At 61.8% G+C, this 13,571-nt stretch carries 12 protein-coding genes; 3 read left to right on the forward strand and 9 right to left on the reverse strand.

Going from position 1 to position 13,571, the window contains the following annotated elements; genetic code table 11:
• Positions 1–452: 452 nt before the first annotated feature.
• Both GNZ12_RS14115 and GNZ12_RS14120 read left to right on the forward strand, forming a co-directional pair.
• Complete coding sequence (locus tag GNZ12_RS14115) at positions 453–2,180, forward strand: methanol/ethanol family PQQ-dependent dehydrogenase (RefSeq protein WP_172310898.1); 1,728 nt, start codon at positions 453–455, stop codon at positions 2,178–2,180.
• 91 nt (positions 2,181–2,271) lie between these two features.
• A complete protein-coding gene (locus tag GNZ12_RS14120; protein ID WP_172310899.1) occupies positions 2,272–3,504 on the forward strand; it encodes a c-type cytochrome in 1,233 nt (410 codons plus the stop codon).
• A gap of 118 nt (positions 3,505–3,622) precedes the next feature.
• Here the strand turns inward: GNZ12_RS14120 and pqqE are convergent, their stop codons facing one another.
• The 6 genes from pqqE to GNZ12_RS14150 form a co-directional block, all read right to left on the reverse strand.
• Complete coding sequence (gene pqqE / locus GNZ12_RS14125; RefSeq protein ID WP_407947702.1) at positions 3,623–4,789, reverse strand: pyrroloquinoline quinone biosynthesis protein PqqE; 1,167 nt, start codon at positions 4,787–4,789, stop codon at positions 3,623–3,625.
• Positions 4,761–5,042 (reverse strand): pyrroloquinoline quinone biosynthesis peptide chaperone PqqD, encoded by a 282-nt coding sequence (gene pqqD / locus GNZ12_RS14130; RefSeq protein WP_172310901.1) that lies wholly within the window; start codon positions 5,040–5,042, stop codon positions 4,761–4,763. Before pqqD ends, pqqE begins: the two co-directional genes overlap by 29 nt.
• Positions 5,039–5,758 carry a pyrroloquinoline-quinone synthase PqqC gene (pqqC, locus tag GNZ12_RS14135; protein ID WP_172310902.1) on the reverse strand — a complete coding sequence of 240 codons (720 nt, stop codon included), beginning with the start codon at positions 5,756–5,758 and terminating at the stop codon, positions 5,039–5,041. The genes pqqD and pqqC overlap by 4 nt, the downstream gene beginning before the upstream one ends.
• Positions 5,759–5,760: 2 nt before the next feature.
• Positions 5,761–6,684 carry a pyrroloquinoline quinone biosynthesis protein PqqB gene (pqqB, locus tag GNZ12_RS14140; protein ID WP_172310903.1) on the reverse strand — a complete coding sequence of 308 codons (924 nt, stop codon included), beginning with the start codon at positions 6,682–6,684 and terminating at the stop codon, positions 5,761–5,763.
• 69 nt (positions 6,685–6,753) lie between these two features.
• Complete coding sequence (gene pqqA, locus GNZ12_RS14145) at positions 6,754–6,828, reverse strand: pyrroloquinoline quinone precursor peptide PqqA (RefSeq protein WP_006410019.1); 75 nt, start codon at positions 6,826–6,828, stop codon at positions 6,754–6,756.
• 273 nt (positions 6,829–7,101) lie between these two features.
• Positions 7,102–9,075: a sigma-54-dependent Fis family transcriptional regulator gene (locus tag GNZ12_RS14150; RefSeq protein ID WP_172310904.1), complete on the reverse strand. Its 1,974-nt coding sequence runs from the start codon at positions 9,073–9,075 to the stop codon at positions 7,102–7,104.
• A gap of 473 nt (positions 9,076–9,548) precedes the next feature.
• On the opposite strand from GNZ12_RS14150, the gene GNZ12_RS14155 reads away from it, so the two are divergent.
• On the forward strand, positions 9,549–10,025 hold the full coding sequence (locus tag GNZ12_RS14155) for a universal stress protein (protein WP_063497950.1): 477 nt from the start codon (positions 9,549–9,551) through the stop codon (positions 10,023–10,025).
• Between the two features lie 20 nt (positions 10,026–10,045).
• Here GNZ12_RS14155 and GNZ12_RS14160 read toward each other — a convergent pair whose 3' ends face one another.
• The 3 genes from GNZ12_RS14160 to acs form a co-directional block, all read right to left on the reverse strand.
• A complete protein-coding gene (locus tag GNZ12_RS14160) occupies positions 10,046–10,789 on the reverse strand; it encodes a YoaK family protein (protein WP_172310905.1) in 744 nt (247 codons plus the stop codon).
• A 49-nt stretch (positions 10,790–10,838) separates the two neighbouring features.
• A complete protein-coding gene (locus tag GNZ12_RS14165; protein ID WP_172310906.1) occupies positions 10,839–11,444 on the reverse strand; it encodes an acetate uptake transporter in 606 nt (201 codons plus the stop codon).
• Between the two features lie 118 nt (positions 11,445–11,562).
• Positions 11,563–13,539, reverse strand: a complete 1,977-nt coding sequence (acs, locus tag GNZ12_RS14170) for an acetate--CoA ligase (RefSeq protein ID WP_172310907.1) — start codon at positions 13,537–13,539, stop codon at positions 11,563–11,565.
• Positions 13,540–13,571 lie beyond the last annotated feature (32 nt).

A 13,571-nucleotide genomic window follows, 5' to 3' on the forward strand; every position in this document is an offset into this window, starting at 1 on the left:
TGACGGGTGTCGATGGAGAAGGCCCGCGTTGGCTCGACGTATCCGCCGTGCTGACGCTCTTCATCGTGCGGAGCGTTCAGCGAGAAGCGTGCCATTCGGTCCCGTCCGCGCCGTGGCGGGCGTCAGGCGCATACGGATGCCGAGCACCACGCGCGACGCATACGTCGCCGCGAGTGGATTGCCCCCACGAACCGTTTGCTACGTCCGTCGGGCAACTGTCATTTTTAGCAACACATCCTTGCTCGACTGCGCCAGCGTGCAACACCGGATGTCACTCCGTCACGACTGCGCAATCGCGTAGCGGCGCCCGTCCTTATGAGCCGCGACGGCGCGCGGCGACGTCACGGCCAATGGCACGCGACTTGCCTTGAATGGTCAGCAGCCAGTCTGCGTTCACTAGACGATGGCGCCGCCGCACGGGCCTCGCGTCGACAACTCAACAGGAGACAAGGATGAAAGCACGTTTAAGTTCGGCGACGCGGCCCAAGGCGCTTGCGATGGGCGTGGCCGCCGCCGTCAGTCTGATACTCGGGTCGGCCGCGGTGGCCGACGACTATCCCCCCGTCACCTACGAGCGTTTGACGGCCGCACAAAGCGACCCCGGTTGGCTCACGTATTACCGCACCTATAACGGTCAGGCGCATTCACCGCTCAAGCAGATCGACGCAACCAACGTCAAGAACCTCAAGCAGGTGTGGAGCTACAAGTTCCCGGCGGATTTGCAGCAGGGTTTCGAAGCGACTCCGATCGTCAATGGCCGCTACCTGTTCGTCACCACGCCGAAGGACAACGTGTATGCATTCGATGCCGTAACCGGCAAGCAACTCTGGAAGTTCGAACCGAAGCTCGGCGCGGAGTCATTCAAGACGGCATGTTGTGACGTCATTAACCGCGGTGTGGCGTTGTACGGCAAGAACGTCTATGTCGCGATGCTAAGCGGCGATGTCGTCGCACTCGACGCAAAGACAGGTGCGCTCGCCTGGCGCAAGCAGATGTTTGAGCCGGGTCTGGGTTATGCATTCTCCCTTGCGCCGCTCGCGCTCGACGGCGCGTTGGTGGTGGGCAGTGCGGGCGGGGAATACGGCGCGCGCGGCTTCATCGCGGCATTGAATCCTGACGATGGCAACGTACTGTGGAAGCGCTTTACGATACCCGGAGCCGGCGAGAAGGACGGCGACACATGGCCGAACGGCATGCAGGAACATGGCGGTGCGCCGGCCTGGCTGACGGGCACCTATGACGCCGCATCGAAAACGCTTTACTGGGGCGTCGGCAACCCGGGACCGTGGCTCGCCGATCTGCGGCCGGGTGACAACCTGTATTCCGATTCGCTGCTCGCACTCGACCCCAAGACGGGCAACATGAAATGGCATTACCAGTACACGAAACATGACACATGGGACTACGACGGCGTCAATACACCGGTGCTTGCCACGATCAAGTACCAGGACAAGGAGTACGACGCCATCATCCATGCGGACCGCAACGGCTTCTTCCACGCGATCGATCGCACGACCGGCAAGCTGATCTACGCGAAGCCTTTCGTGACAGCGAGCTCGGTCACTGGCTATACAGCGGATGGCTCGCCTATCCAGGATGCCTCGAAATATCCGAAGGCCGGCACGACAATCGAAACCTGTCCGAGCTTCCTCGGCGGCAAGAACTGGTGGTCGGTTTCGTACGATCCGGACAAGCATCTCGCGATCGTTCCGGCGTTGCATGCGTGCATGTCGCTGTCCGGTAAGTCGGTGAACTACATGGAGGGGCTGCCTTACCTTGGCGAAGGGTTCGAGATCAAACCGGAACCTGGCAGCAAGGGGTATGGCGAACTTCAGGCTATCGATGTCAATACCGGCAAGAAAGTCTGGAGTCACTGGAGCAAGCTGCCGTGGAATGGCGGCGTAGCGACCACGGCGGGCGGACTTGCCTTTAGCGGCTCGCTCGACGGCCACCTGTATGCATTCGACGAGGCGACCGGCAAAGTGCTGTGGCAAAGCCCGAAACTCGCCAGCGGGATCATTGCTCAACCGTCGGTGTTCGAAGTCGACGGTCAGGAGTATGTCGCCATTCTTGCCGGTTATGGTGGTGCGAACCCGATCTGGGGCGGCCCGATGGCGAAGGCTGCGGAGAAGGTCCCACGCGGCGGCACGCTGTACGTGTTTGCGCTCAACCACGGCTGATGTTCACCTGGCTGCCACAACAGTTTGCCCAACGCGACATTTGCGCAAACCGTCCAGCCGTGGCGGCCCGGCCTTTCCCGGAAGCAAGATCATGAAGACTCGACTTAATTCGTTCGCTCTCGCCGGTATGCTGCTGGCTACGGGCACACTCACGCCAGGACTCGCTAACGCGGGGGTGCGCGTTTGCACGTTTCCCGGCAGTCCATCGGCCGCGCTCGACGAGGCGGTGGCGCGCGAAGCGTTTCACACGGCGGGTATCGCGCTGTCGCTTGCACCCGGAGGATTCGACGGGAGTGACGACGACGGCGTGTCGCTGAAGGAACTCAACAAGGCGCTTGCGCACAAATGCGACGTCGTTGCCGGATTTCCACGCTCGACAGTCGCCGACGGCTCCGGCAGCAAGCTGACCTTCTCGCGCGGCTATCTGCACTCCGGCTACGTCAGTGTCACCACGCGTGAATCGTCGACGCAGGCCGGCGGCGCGGAGGTGGTCGCGGCAACCTATGCGAGCCCCGCCCAACTGATCGCCGTGCAGCAGCCTAACGTCAGGCTCGATCTGGAGAACACGGCGGCACTCACCGTTGATGCGTTGGCGAGCGGGCATGCGCAACGCGCGATCGTCTGGTATCCCGCGGTTGTGGCCTATACGATTACACATCCGGAGCAGCACTTTCAGATCGCGAGCACTGTCTCGCCGTATGCCGACTGGCATCTGGTGTTCGCGTTTGGGAGGAGCGGCGCAGCGTTACAGCCGCGCATCGACGCCGCGTTGGACAAGATGGCGTCCGATGGCAGACTGGCAGCATTGACCCGCAACTGGACACTCCCCGAGGCGGCTCAGGCCGCGCGGCCGTCCGCGGCCACGTTTGCCTATCGCGACGGCCCCGGCCGCAGCGATGCGGCGTGGCGAATGACCTTGGCAGCCGATCACGGGTCGCAGCAGGGTCGCTTCATCAAGGTCGATGCGAGCGCGACAGCCGACGCCCCTGGTTTCGACCGCGCGCAGGTGGCGCACGGCAAGACCCTGTACGCGAGTGCGTGCGCGAAATGCCACGGTCCCGGCCTGCAAGGATTGAATGCGCCCGCGTTACGCGGTCCGGCCTTTGCGCCGGCGGCAAACGCGAAGCTGACCATCGGCGGGGTGTACGGATACATGACGAATAATATGCCGGCTGATCGCCCCGGCAAGCTGAAACCGCAGGACTATGCTGACATCATGGCATTCCTGCTCTATTCGAATGGCTATAGCGCCGGCGCCACCAAGCTGACGGACGACAATGCCAAGGCGTCGAAGACGCCGCTCAACGCGGGCACTTCGCAATAGTTCGATCGCTTCAACAGCCTTGATTGGCGTCATTTGATTGACGCCATAAAAAACCCGGCGATTCTCCGTTATTCACGGGAATCACCGGGCTTTCTCGAACCCGCAACCTAATCCAGAATCATCCCAAACGCAACGAGTTATCCCTGCTGCGGAAAATCAGCGGATGTACCTCGTCGTCACGTGCCGGCCGCCGAGCCAGCGTCACCACCTGCTCGATTTGCCCGTGATGCGCCGACTTTGCGCACACCGGGTCCGCGGCCGCGGCGTCTCCTGTCAGCAGATACGCCTGGCAGCGGCAGCCTCCGTGATCGGTGTCGCGCTCGTCGCAACTCCGGCACGGCTCGCGCATCCAGCCATCACCACGAAACGCATTGAACGCATGGCTGCGGTACCAGATTTCCGCCAGTGAAGCGTCCTGCACGCGGGGCAGGTCCAGACCCGGCAGCGAGTGTGCCGCGTGGCATGGCAGCGCAGTGCCGTCCGGCGCGATGCCGAGAAACACTGAACCCCAACCGTTCATGCAGGCCTTGGGCCGTATCTCGAAATAATCAGGGACCACGAACAGGATCCGGCAGTGATCGCCGACGCGTTCGCGGTACCGGTTGACTGTCGCCTCGGCCTCCTCCAACTGCTCACGGGTCGGCATCAACTGGTCGCGATTGAGCATCGCCCAACCGTAATACTGTGTGTTCGCCAGCTCGAGGTAGTCGGCGCCCATCTCGAGCGCCATGTCGATAATCTGCCCGACGTGCGGCAGGTTATAGCGATGCAGCACGCAATTGAGCACCATCGGGTAGCCGTGCGCCTTGATCAGGCGCGCTACGCGGTGTTTCAACTCGAAGGTCTTCGTGCTGGACACGAAATCGTTCAGTTCACGCGTCGAGTCCTGGAAGGAGAGCTGGATGTGGTCCAGCCCCGCCTCTTTCAAACGGGCGATGCGCGTCTCGTTGAGCCCGACACCCGAGGTAATCAGATTCGTATAGAAGCCTAATCCTCGCGCATGCTCGACCAGCGTTTCGAGATCGTCACGCACCAGCGGCTCGCCGCCGGAGAACCCGATCTGCGCGGCGCCCATGCCGCGCGCCTGCGTGATCACGTCGCGCCAGGTGTCGGTATCGAGCTCCGCGCCGTGACTGGCGAAGTCGACGGGGTTGTAGCAGAACGCGCAGTGCAACGGGCAGCGGTACGTGAGTTCCGCCAGCAGCCACAATGGCGGGGAAGGGCGAGCGCCTGGGAAGTCGATGGTGGTTTCCATGTCAATCCAGCCAGCCGCGTTGCCGCGCATGGTCAATGAAGCGATACACATCGGCGGCAAGGTCCGACACACTGAACAGGTCTTCCAGTTCGTCGATGATGTCATCCAGTTCGCGGGTGCCGTCGCAGCGCGCCAGAATTTCGCCCGCACTCGGATTGAGTTTGACCATGCCTTCTGGATACAGCAATACGTAGGCATCCTGTGCGTCTTCCCATTGCAGGCGAAACATCGGGCGCAGATGCGGCCGCAGGCTGGCGTAGTGGTCGGGGTGTGGGGCGTTCATACGGGGTACGCCTTTTCAATGGCGTCGAGCATCGACCAGAGAATGTCTAGCTTGAAGCGCAGGATGTTGAGGGCATGCTGTTGGGCGTCCGGGGTCTTGAAGTGATTGAGCGTGACGTCGAGCCCGTGCTCGACATCGCGCTGGGCAAGCGGAATACGGCTGCGAAAGTACTGCAACCCGTGAGCGTCGATCCATGGATACAGGTCGGGCCAGCCGGCCAGACGATCGCGATGAATCTGCGGCGCGAACATCTCGGTGAGCGAGGAGCAGACTGCCTCCTGCCACGGCGCCCGCCGGGCGAAATTGACATAGGCGTCGACTGCGAAACGCACACCGGGCAGCACGTGTTCGAGCGACCACAATGTGTCGCGGTCGATGCCGACCGCGTCGGCGAGGTGCGCCCATGCTTCGATGCCGCCGGGGTTGTCGCCGTAGCCATCGTGATCGTGCAGCCGTTCGATCCACAAGCGGCGGGTCTGCCGATCCTCACAATTGGATAGGATCGCGGCATCTTTCAGCGGGATGTTGATCTGGTAATAGAAGCGGTTGGCGACCCAGCCGCGAATCTGCTGAGGCGAACACTGGCCACTGTTCATCCGCTGATTGAAAGGATGATGAATATGATAGTGCGCGCCGAGCGCGCGTAGACGCGCTTCGAACTCGTCCGGCGACCAGGGGACGGTGTGGGTAACAGCGGTAGGCAGCGGGGCGTTCATGGCTATACCTGGAATTGCATTCCGTCGTGTGCCACTTCGATACCGCGTGCGCGTATCACGGCATGTTCGGGGGAATGCGGGTCGAGAATTGGGTTGGTGTTGTTGATGTGAATCAGCACCTTGCGTGTCGCGCTGGGCAGCGCGTCGAGCAGTTGGACCATCCCTGACAAACCGCGATGGCCGCACTGTGCGAGATGGCCCATGTCGGCCGCGAGGTGGGTCGACAGGCCGAGGTCGATCATCTCGGTCGCGGACCAGAACGTGCCGTCGACCAGAACGAGTTGCGCGGAGCGCATCGCGGCGAGCACAGGTTCCGGCGCGCTCGCGAGCCCCGGTGCATAGAAAACGCGTGCACCGGTAGCAAGGTTCTCGATCAGCAGTGCGATGTTGTCGCCGGGTGCGGCTTCGGCGCGGCGCGGCGAATAGGGCGGCGCCTTGCTCTCGATCGGCAATGCGGTGAAGCGGATGCCCTCCACCGGCTCGACCGTGAACGGTTGATCGAGCGCGATCTCGTGGCGCTCGACGCCGCAGTAATGGTCGAGCAGCGGAACCAGCGGCAACCCGGTGGAGAGATCGGCGAGCACCGGCGCACAGGCATACAACGGCAAGGGCGTGGTGCGTTCGCGCAGCATCAGCAGACCGGTGACGTGATCGATCTGCGCGTCAATTAGCACGACGGCGGCAATGCCGCTGTCGCGAATCGAGCGGGCGGGTTGCAGTTCCGGATTCGCACGCAACTGTGCGAGCAGATCCGGCGAGGCGTTGATCAGAATCCAGTCTATGCCGTTATCGCTCACTGCAATCGACGACTGGGTACGCGGCAACACGTCGCCGGTCTGATAACGGGCCCGGTTGCAGTTCGCGCAGTTGCAGTTCCATTGCGGCAGTCCGCCGCCTGCACCCGAACCGAGAATCTTGATTTTCATGAGCCGTGCTCCGGGCGCCGCCGCGCACACTGACTGACTGCGACAGGCGGGCGGCGCTTCATCGTTGCTTCAGCGATTGGCGATATACATCGTGATTTCAAAACCGAAGCGCAGATCGGTATAGGCGGGGGTGGTCCATTGCATGGCTGTCTCCTTGGATACGACATGTGATTGAGGAACCGCATAGAGAAAGCGGTCATATCGATCAAATGCAAGGTCTGTGCCGGGCTTGTCAGGCGCTGCGTTCGGCGCACCCGACGCACGGCCAGCGTTTTGCATCCCGAACGAATGCATTGTTTGACGTCGATGCACGGTTTGCCGCGCGGAAATTGACTAATTCGTCTGGCGAGTGGAACAGCGCGCTGTTCAGTTCGAGGACACCACTGTTGCAAATTGGAGCATCTGTGACGCAAACGGTCAGACCGCGTCGTCGGCGTTGTCCACACCGTGCAGCGGCAGTTTGCGGTAGATCGTATTGCGCGACACGCCGAGTGCGCGGGCGGCGGCCGACACGTTGCCGCCATGCTGCGCAACCGCCTTGGCGATGGCGTTGGCGGCAACGTCTTCTAGCCGCCCGCTTGGTAGCGGTAAGGTGTCCGTGGTGCCCGCAGGCGCGGCGGCAGCGCTGCGCACGTCGTCAAAGAAGTCGTCGGGCAAATGCTCGCGCCGGAGCTCGCCGTCCGCATCGACCATGGCGGCGGCGGTCCGCAGAAGATTGCTGAGCTGACGAAAATTGCCGGGCCACGCGCATTGCTCGAACAGCGCCATCACCTCGTCGGCGACGCTTAGTCGTTGCCCATCAGCGCTTTCGGATGATGCGGATTGCAGCATCTTCTGGATCACCGCGGACAGATCCGTGCGCTCGCGCAGCGGCGGCAATTTCACCACCAGTCCATTCAGGCGGTAATACAGGTCCTCCCGAAACCGGTTCTGCACGATCATGTCACGCAGGTCGCGGTGAGTTGCACAAATGATGGCGACATCGACCGGTATCGACTTCGAGGAGCCAAGCGGATTGACGAGGCGCTCCTGCAGCACGCGCAGCAAGCGCACTTGCAGCGGATAGGGCATGTCGCCGATCTCGTCGAGAAATAGCGTGCCGCCGTTGGCCTGCAGCAATTTGCCGATGGCGCCTTTGCGCCGCGCACCGGTGAAGGCGCCTTCTTCATAGCCGAACAACTCGGATTCGATCAGCGTTTCCGGTATTGAAGCGCAGTTGACCGCAACGAACGCACCCGATCGGCGCGGCGAGTCGTTGTGGATCGCCTGGGCGAGCAGTTCCTTGCCGGTGCCGGTCTCACCGGTGATCAGGATCGGGATGTCCTTGCCGATTACCTTGCGGACTTTGGCGACGACCGCCGCGATCTGCGGGTCGCCGGTGTCCAGATAGCTGAGTTTCGACAGCGCGCTCGCGGCCGGGAGGGATGGCGCCATGCGTTGCGCGGGGCGTGACTCGCGATGCTCCTCCGGCGGCCAGGCATGATCGGCGCGCGTGGCACGCCGGAATTCGACGTGTGCGCATACCACCGCACCGTTGCATAGGTTCAGCGACAGATGCTGGTCCCGGCTGACGCGCAGACGGTCGATCAGTTGCGCGCTGGTGAGGCCGAATAGCGAGGACAAGGTATGCGCGCGCAAACCCGTGAGCGGCAATCCCAGTTGGAATTGCGCACTACGATTGGCCGACAGGAAGCGGCCATCGCAGGTAAACGCGGCGATGCCTTCCATCAAGGTGCCGAGAAATTCGGGCCTGCCGTGAAAGGCAATTTGCAACGTCTCGCGAAAGGTATTGGTAAACAGATGATTCTCGATCATCTGTACGGACATCTTTGCCAGCGCCATGGTGTGCTGGTGATAGCTGCGATGGTCGCCGGTCACGTCGAGCACGCCGATCAGATCGCCGTACGGATCGAGGATCGGCACGCTGGAGCAGGTGAGAAAACGATTGGCAGCCAGATAGTGTTGTTCGCCATGAACGACCGTCGGACAGCGCTCGGCGAGCGCCGTGCCGATTGCGTTCGTGCCTTGCCGGTCTTCCGCCCAGTTCGCGCCCGGACGCAGCGCGACTTTCTCGGCTCGCCGGAGAAAATCATCGTCGCCGATCGAGTGAAGAATCAGCCCTTCGGCGTCGGTCAGCACGATCATGCTCTGCGTGTTGACGATCTGCTCGTGCAGCGTTTCCATCACAGGCGTGGCATGCGCGCACAGGACGCGGCTTTGCTCGAGTTTTAACGTGAGTTCAGCCGCCGGCAGCACGTCATAGTCCGGTCGCATCGCGGCGCTCAAGCCGAAAGTTTCGGAGCGTTCGTGGGATTTCTGAATCGACGGCGTGAGCCATCCGGCCTCACGAGCCGCCATGGGCGTTACGGCGTGACTGACATCATCGCGCATTGTCTCCTCCTGCTGGTCAGCCCCGGTCGCCTCGCCGGGGTCGTACTGGTACAACAATAAGCAAATCCTGAGCCAGGTTGGCGGTCATCGCGCGCCGGCAGCGTGTCATTGCCTATGTGGTTGCGCCGTGGCGGGGCGGTCGGTCTGGCCGGTTTGCCGCAGCCGCTCAGGCGATGCGAGATTACGCATATTCATCCCGATACGCCTAAGCGGCTTGATTTGAATCAATGTTGGTGAAATGCGTTGCCGTCTTCGAGAAACGTCGGGTTCGCGGCCAGTTACGCCAGCGACAGCGTGTGCGCCATTGATACAAATCAATTCACGGGTGAGGCAAGCGCAGATGATGAATGTGCGACTGCCGTCAGCCTGGGCGTGGCGCGCAGTCAGTGCGGCTCGAACAGACGTTGCGCCGACAGCGCGGTTGATCCGCCATGACGAGCGAATTCGTAATCGACTTACCAGAGAGGGTGGTCATGTACAAAGATATTCTGGTGGCACTGGATGGCAGTCACGCGTCGAAGGGTGCGCTAAAGGAAGCGATCCGCATGACAAAGCTGGCTGGCGGAACGATGACGGCGGTGTACGTGCTCGACCGTTTCGCGATGTTTGCCTATTCGGCCAATTACGACCAGTTTGCGATGGTCGAGGCACTACGCGCTGAAGGCGATCGAATACTGGCGGAGGCGCATAAGGAGGCGACTGAGAGCAACGTTGCGTGCAAGGTCGATACCGCCGAGACGGACAACATCAGCGAAGACGTCGCGAGTTGCTTGCTGCGGTACGTACAGGGGCACAGCGTGGATCTTGTCGTGATGGGCACCCACGGACGTCGCGGAATGCGGCGCATGACAATAGGGAGTGTCGCTGAGCGATTTCTTCGGTCCTCGACCTGCCCGGTGCTGCTGGTTCGTGACGCGATCGTTGAAACCCGGTCGAACGGCGCGAAATAAGGGCATCGCGAAAAAATACGCTACCGGCGCTGCGCGAGCATATCGTCGACGACCGGAACAGCAGCGAGAGTAAGCAGTACGAGCGCAAGGGGAATGGTCGCTACAAATCCCAGCTGCTTGAAGCCTACGGCGCCTGTCAGGCCGCCTGCGAGGAACGACAATAAGAGCGATCCGAGGATGCGCAGTTTCTGGCGATCTGCTCGGACTGCGCTCCCGCTCGTTGCGCCAACGTTCCAGTAAAAGAACTTGCCGAGTTCGATGCCGATGTCCGTCACGAGGCCGGTGACGTGCGTGGTGCGGATCTCCGCTTTTGAGATCTTGGTGATCATGGCATTCTGCAAACCCATCACATAGCACAGAAGACAGACGGTCGCCGGTACGAAAAGGACGCGATGGGTCTCGAGATGGGTGCCAAGCAGCCCAAAGCAGAGGAGCAGCGTAGCCTCGAGCATCAACGGCATGGCATAGAGGCTGCGCAATTGCCGGCGACGCCCCCAGTTGATCAGGATGGCGGACGTGGCGGCCCCGAAAAGAAACGACAACAAGGCGCTCAATCCCGCAACAACCGAATTGATTTCGCCGAGCGCAAGGTTGTCGGCGAGCGACGACACAATACCGGACATGTGAGAGGTGTACTGCCCCACAGCGAGGAATCCGCCGGCATTGGCCGCACCGGCGACGAAAGCGAGCGATCGTCCGAGGCGCAGATTCGCCGCGTCGCTGCGCTCGGGTTTCGTGAATCCTCGAAGATAGTTGATCGGCATGCCGGCATTTTATCAGTGTGAGCGGCGGCGAGATGGCCGCCGCCTGCTTTCAAGCGCCTCGGAGTCCCTCGGTGACCGTGATGGTCAGGTCGATCTTCTGAACGACGGTTCCCACCGGCAGCACCGTGTGCCCATGAGTTTCGTTGATGATCTCAGCCGCTGACAGGTAGAAAGCCAGCAGCGCCGTCAGCAGACCGAGGTAACCGCCGGCGTGGTGCAACCACACAAGGCCGGTCCATTCGCTCGCTGCCAGCACGAAGAACGTGATCCACAGAGACAGAAACACCAGTTGCAATGCGCGCGGCGCACGCCGTGTCGCGACCCACATATAAAGCGTGAACATGCCCCACAGGAACAGATACCAGCCGACGAACGCCGCAGGCACAGTACCGTGCAGGAACAGCACGAAGAGGGCGAGCGACCACCAGAACGCACCGTAGCTCAGAAAGGCCGTCGCGCCGAACGTATTGCCGCGCGGTATTTCCATGAGTCCGGCGAGTGCCTGCGCGGTACCCCCATAAGCGAAAGCGACGGCGAGCACCATGCCCATCGAATCGCCGCTGAACCAGCCGGCGTTGATCATGCTAAGCAACCAGGTCGTCAAGGCAAAACCGGCGAGGCCGAGTGCCGCGGGATTAGGGGCTTTGATATTCATGATGAATTCCTCATGCAAAAAACAGAAGTAGACATAGCTTGCGCGACTGTCGTGAAGACTAGCGCCGCGCAAGGGTCACATCGCAATCGAACGCTGCAGCGCCGGAGCGCCGGACCGTTCAGATCGAATCGGCGAACTGGGAAATGACGGCGGGATTCTCGACAGTCGACGTGTCCTGCGAAATTGCTTCGCCTTTCGCGACTGAGCGCAACAACCGGCGCACGACCTTGCCAGAGCGCGTCTTGGGCATGGCGTCGCCGAACCGGATGTCTTTCGGCTTTGCGATCGGACCGATTTCCTTGGCGACCCAGGCGCGCAACTCGTTCGCTATGCGCTTCGCCTCTGCGCCGGTGGGCCGCGCCGTTTTCAGAACAATGAAGGCGACGATGGCTTCGCCGAACGTTTCATCCGGACGGCCGACGACCGCAGCTTCAGCGACCAGCGGATTGGCCGCCAGCGCCGACTCGATTTCCATCGTGCCCATGCGGTGGCCGGACACGTTCAGCACGTCGTCGATACGACCGGTGATCGTGAAGTAGCCTGTGTCCCGGTCGCGAATCGCGCCGTCGCCGGCGAGGTACAGCTTGCCCCCGAGTTCGTCGGGGTAATAGCCGTTGCGAAAGCGCTCAGGATTGCCCCAGATCGTGCGGATCATCGACGGCCACGGCTTGCGGATGACGAGCATGCCGCCTTGTCCGTTGGCCACTTCATGGCCGGTTTCGTCGACGATCGCCGCATCGATGCCCGGCATCGGCAGCGTGCACGATCCCGGCACGAGCGGCGTAGCGCCCGGCAACGGCGAGATCATGTGGCCGCCTGTCTCGGTCTGCCAGAACGTGTCGAGCACCGGACAGCGGCCACCGCCGACATGTTCGGCGTACCAGTTCCATGCACTCGGGTTGATCGGCTCGCCGACCGTGCCGAGAATGCGCAAGCTGCCCAGGTCGAAGCTGCCAGGATGCACAGCGGTGTCAGCGTCGGCGCTCTTGATGAGAGACCGGATGGCGGTCGGTGCGGTGTAGAAGATGCTGACCTGATGGCGCTGGATCATGTCCCAGAATCGGCCCGCATTCGGATAGGTGGGCACACCTTCAAAGATGACCTGGGTTGCACCCACTGCGGTCGGGCCATAGCAGATATACGTGTGACCGGTGATCCAGCCGATGTCTGCGGTACACCAGAAGACATCGGCCGGCTTGATGTCGAAGGTCCATTTCATCGTCACGGCGGCCCACAGCAGATAACCGCCGGTGCTGTGCTGAACGCCTTTGGGCGCGCCGGTCGACCCTGATGTGTACAACACGAATAGCGGATGTTCAGCGCTGACCCATTCCGGCTCGCAGGTATCAGGTTGGTTTCGTTCGAGCTCGTGCAACCACGCGTCGCGCCCCGCGATCCAGGGGATCCGGCCGCCGGTACGCCGATAGATGATGACCGTTTTAACGGCTTCGGCGCCGCCCATCGCAAGGGCTTCGTCGACGATCGTCTTGAGCGGCAGTGTCTTGCCGCCGCGCACCTGTTCGTCGGCCGTCATCACGGCCACCGCGCCGACATCGACCATCCGTTCATGTAGCGATTTGGCGGAAAAGCCGCCGAACACAACGGAGTGCGGCGCGCCGATGCGTGCACACGCCAGCATGGCAGCGACGCCTTCCACTGACATCGGCATGTAAATCACCACCCGGTCGCCTTTCTTCACGCCGCGCTCGCGCAGCGCGTTGGCGAGTCTGCACACGCGGTGATAGAGCTCCTGATAAGTGACGCGCGTGATCTTGCCGTCGTCCGCCTCGAACACGATGGCCGTTTTGTCGGCGAGTCCGTTGGCGAGGTTGCGATCCAGGCAGTTGTATGAAGCGTTGAGTTCGCCGTCTTCGAACCATTGATAGAACGGCGCGTTCGCCTCGTTCAGGACTTTCGTGAAGGGCCGGCGCCACTCGAGATGCTCTCTGGCAAGGCGCGCCCAGAACGCTTCGTGATCGCGTTCGGCCTCGGCCACGAGCGCATGGTAAGCCTCCATGCCGTCGATGCTTGCGTGCTTGAGCGCGGGGATCTGTGGCGCCGTAGTCCTGGGTTGGTTAAGTTCGATGGTAGACATCCGGTGTCTCCTCACGTGAAAGTCAAGGATAG

The sequence above is a fragment of the Paraburkholderia solitsugae genome (assembly GCF_013177695.1).
GTDB classification, from domain to species: domain Bacteria; phylum Pseudomonadota; class Gammaproteobacteria; order Burkholderiales; family Burkholderiaceae; genus Paraburkholderia; species Paraburkholderia solitsugae.

Excerpts from the sequence above, each read along its gene's own strand:
- GNZ12_RS14115 (WP_172310898.1), top strand. The coding sequence starts at position 453 with ATGAAAGCACGTTTAAGTTCGGCGACGCGGCCCAAGGCGCTTGCGATG.
- GNZ12_RS14120 (WP_172310899.1), top strand. The coding sequence starts at position 2,272 with ATGAAGACTCGACTTAATTCGTTCGCTCTCGCCGGTATGCTGCTGGCT.
- pqqE (WP_407947702.1), bottom strand. The coding sequence starts at position 4,789 with ATGCGCGGCAACGCGGCTGGCTGGATTGACATGGAAACCACCATCGAC.
- pqqD (WP_172310901.1), bottom strand. The coding sequence starts at position 5,042 with ATGAACGCCCCACACCCCGACCACTACGCCAGCCTGCGGCCGCATCTG.
- pqqC (WP_172310902.1), bottom strand. The coding sequence starts at position 5,758 with ATGAACGCCCCGCTGCCTACCGCTGTTACCCACACCGTCCCCTGGTCG.
- pqqB (WP_172310903.1), bottom strand. The coding sequence starts at position 6,684 with ATGAAAATCAAGATTCTCGGTTCGGGTGCAGGCGGCGGACTGCCGCAA.
- GNZ12_RS14150 (WP_172310904.1), bottom strand. The coding sequence starts at position 9,075 with ATGCGCGATGATGTCAGTCACGCCGTAACGCCCATGGCGGCTCGTGAG.
- GNZ12_RS14155 (WP_063497950.1), top strand. The coding sequence starts at position 9,549 with ATGTACAAAGATATTCTGGTGGCACTGGATGGCAGTCACGCGTCGAAG.
- GNZ12_RS14160 (WP_172310905.1), bottom strand. The coding sequence starts at position 10,789 with ATGCCGATCAACTATCTTCGAGGATTCACGAAACCCGAGCGCAGCGAC.
- GNZ12_RS14165 (WP_172310906.1), bottom strand. The coding sequence starts at position 11,444 with ATGAATATCAAAGCCCCTAATCCCGCGGCACTCGGCCTCGCCGGTTTT.
- acs (WP_172310907.1), bottom strand. The coding sequence starts at position 13,539 with ATGTCTACCATCGAACTTAACCAACCCAGGACTACGGCGCCACAGATC.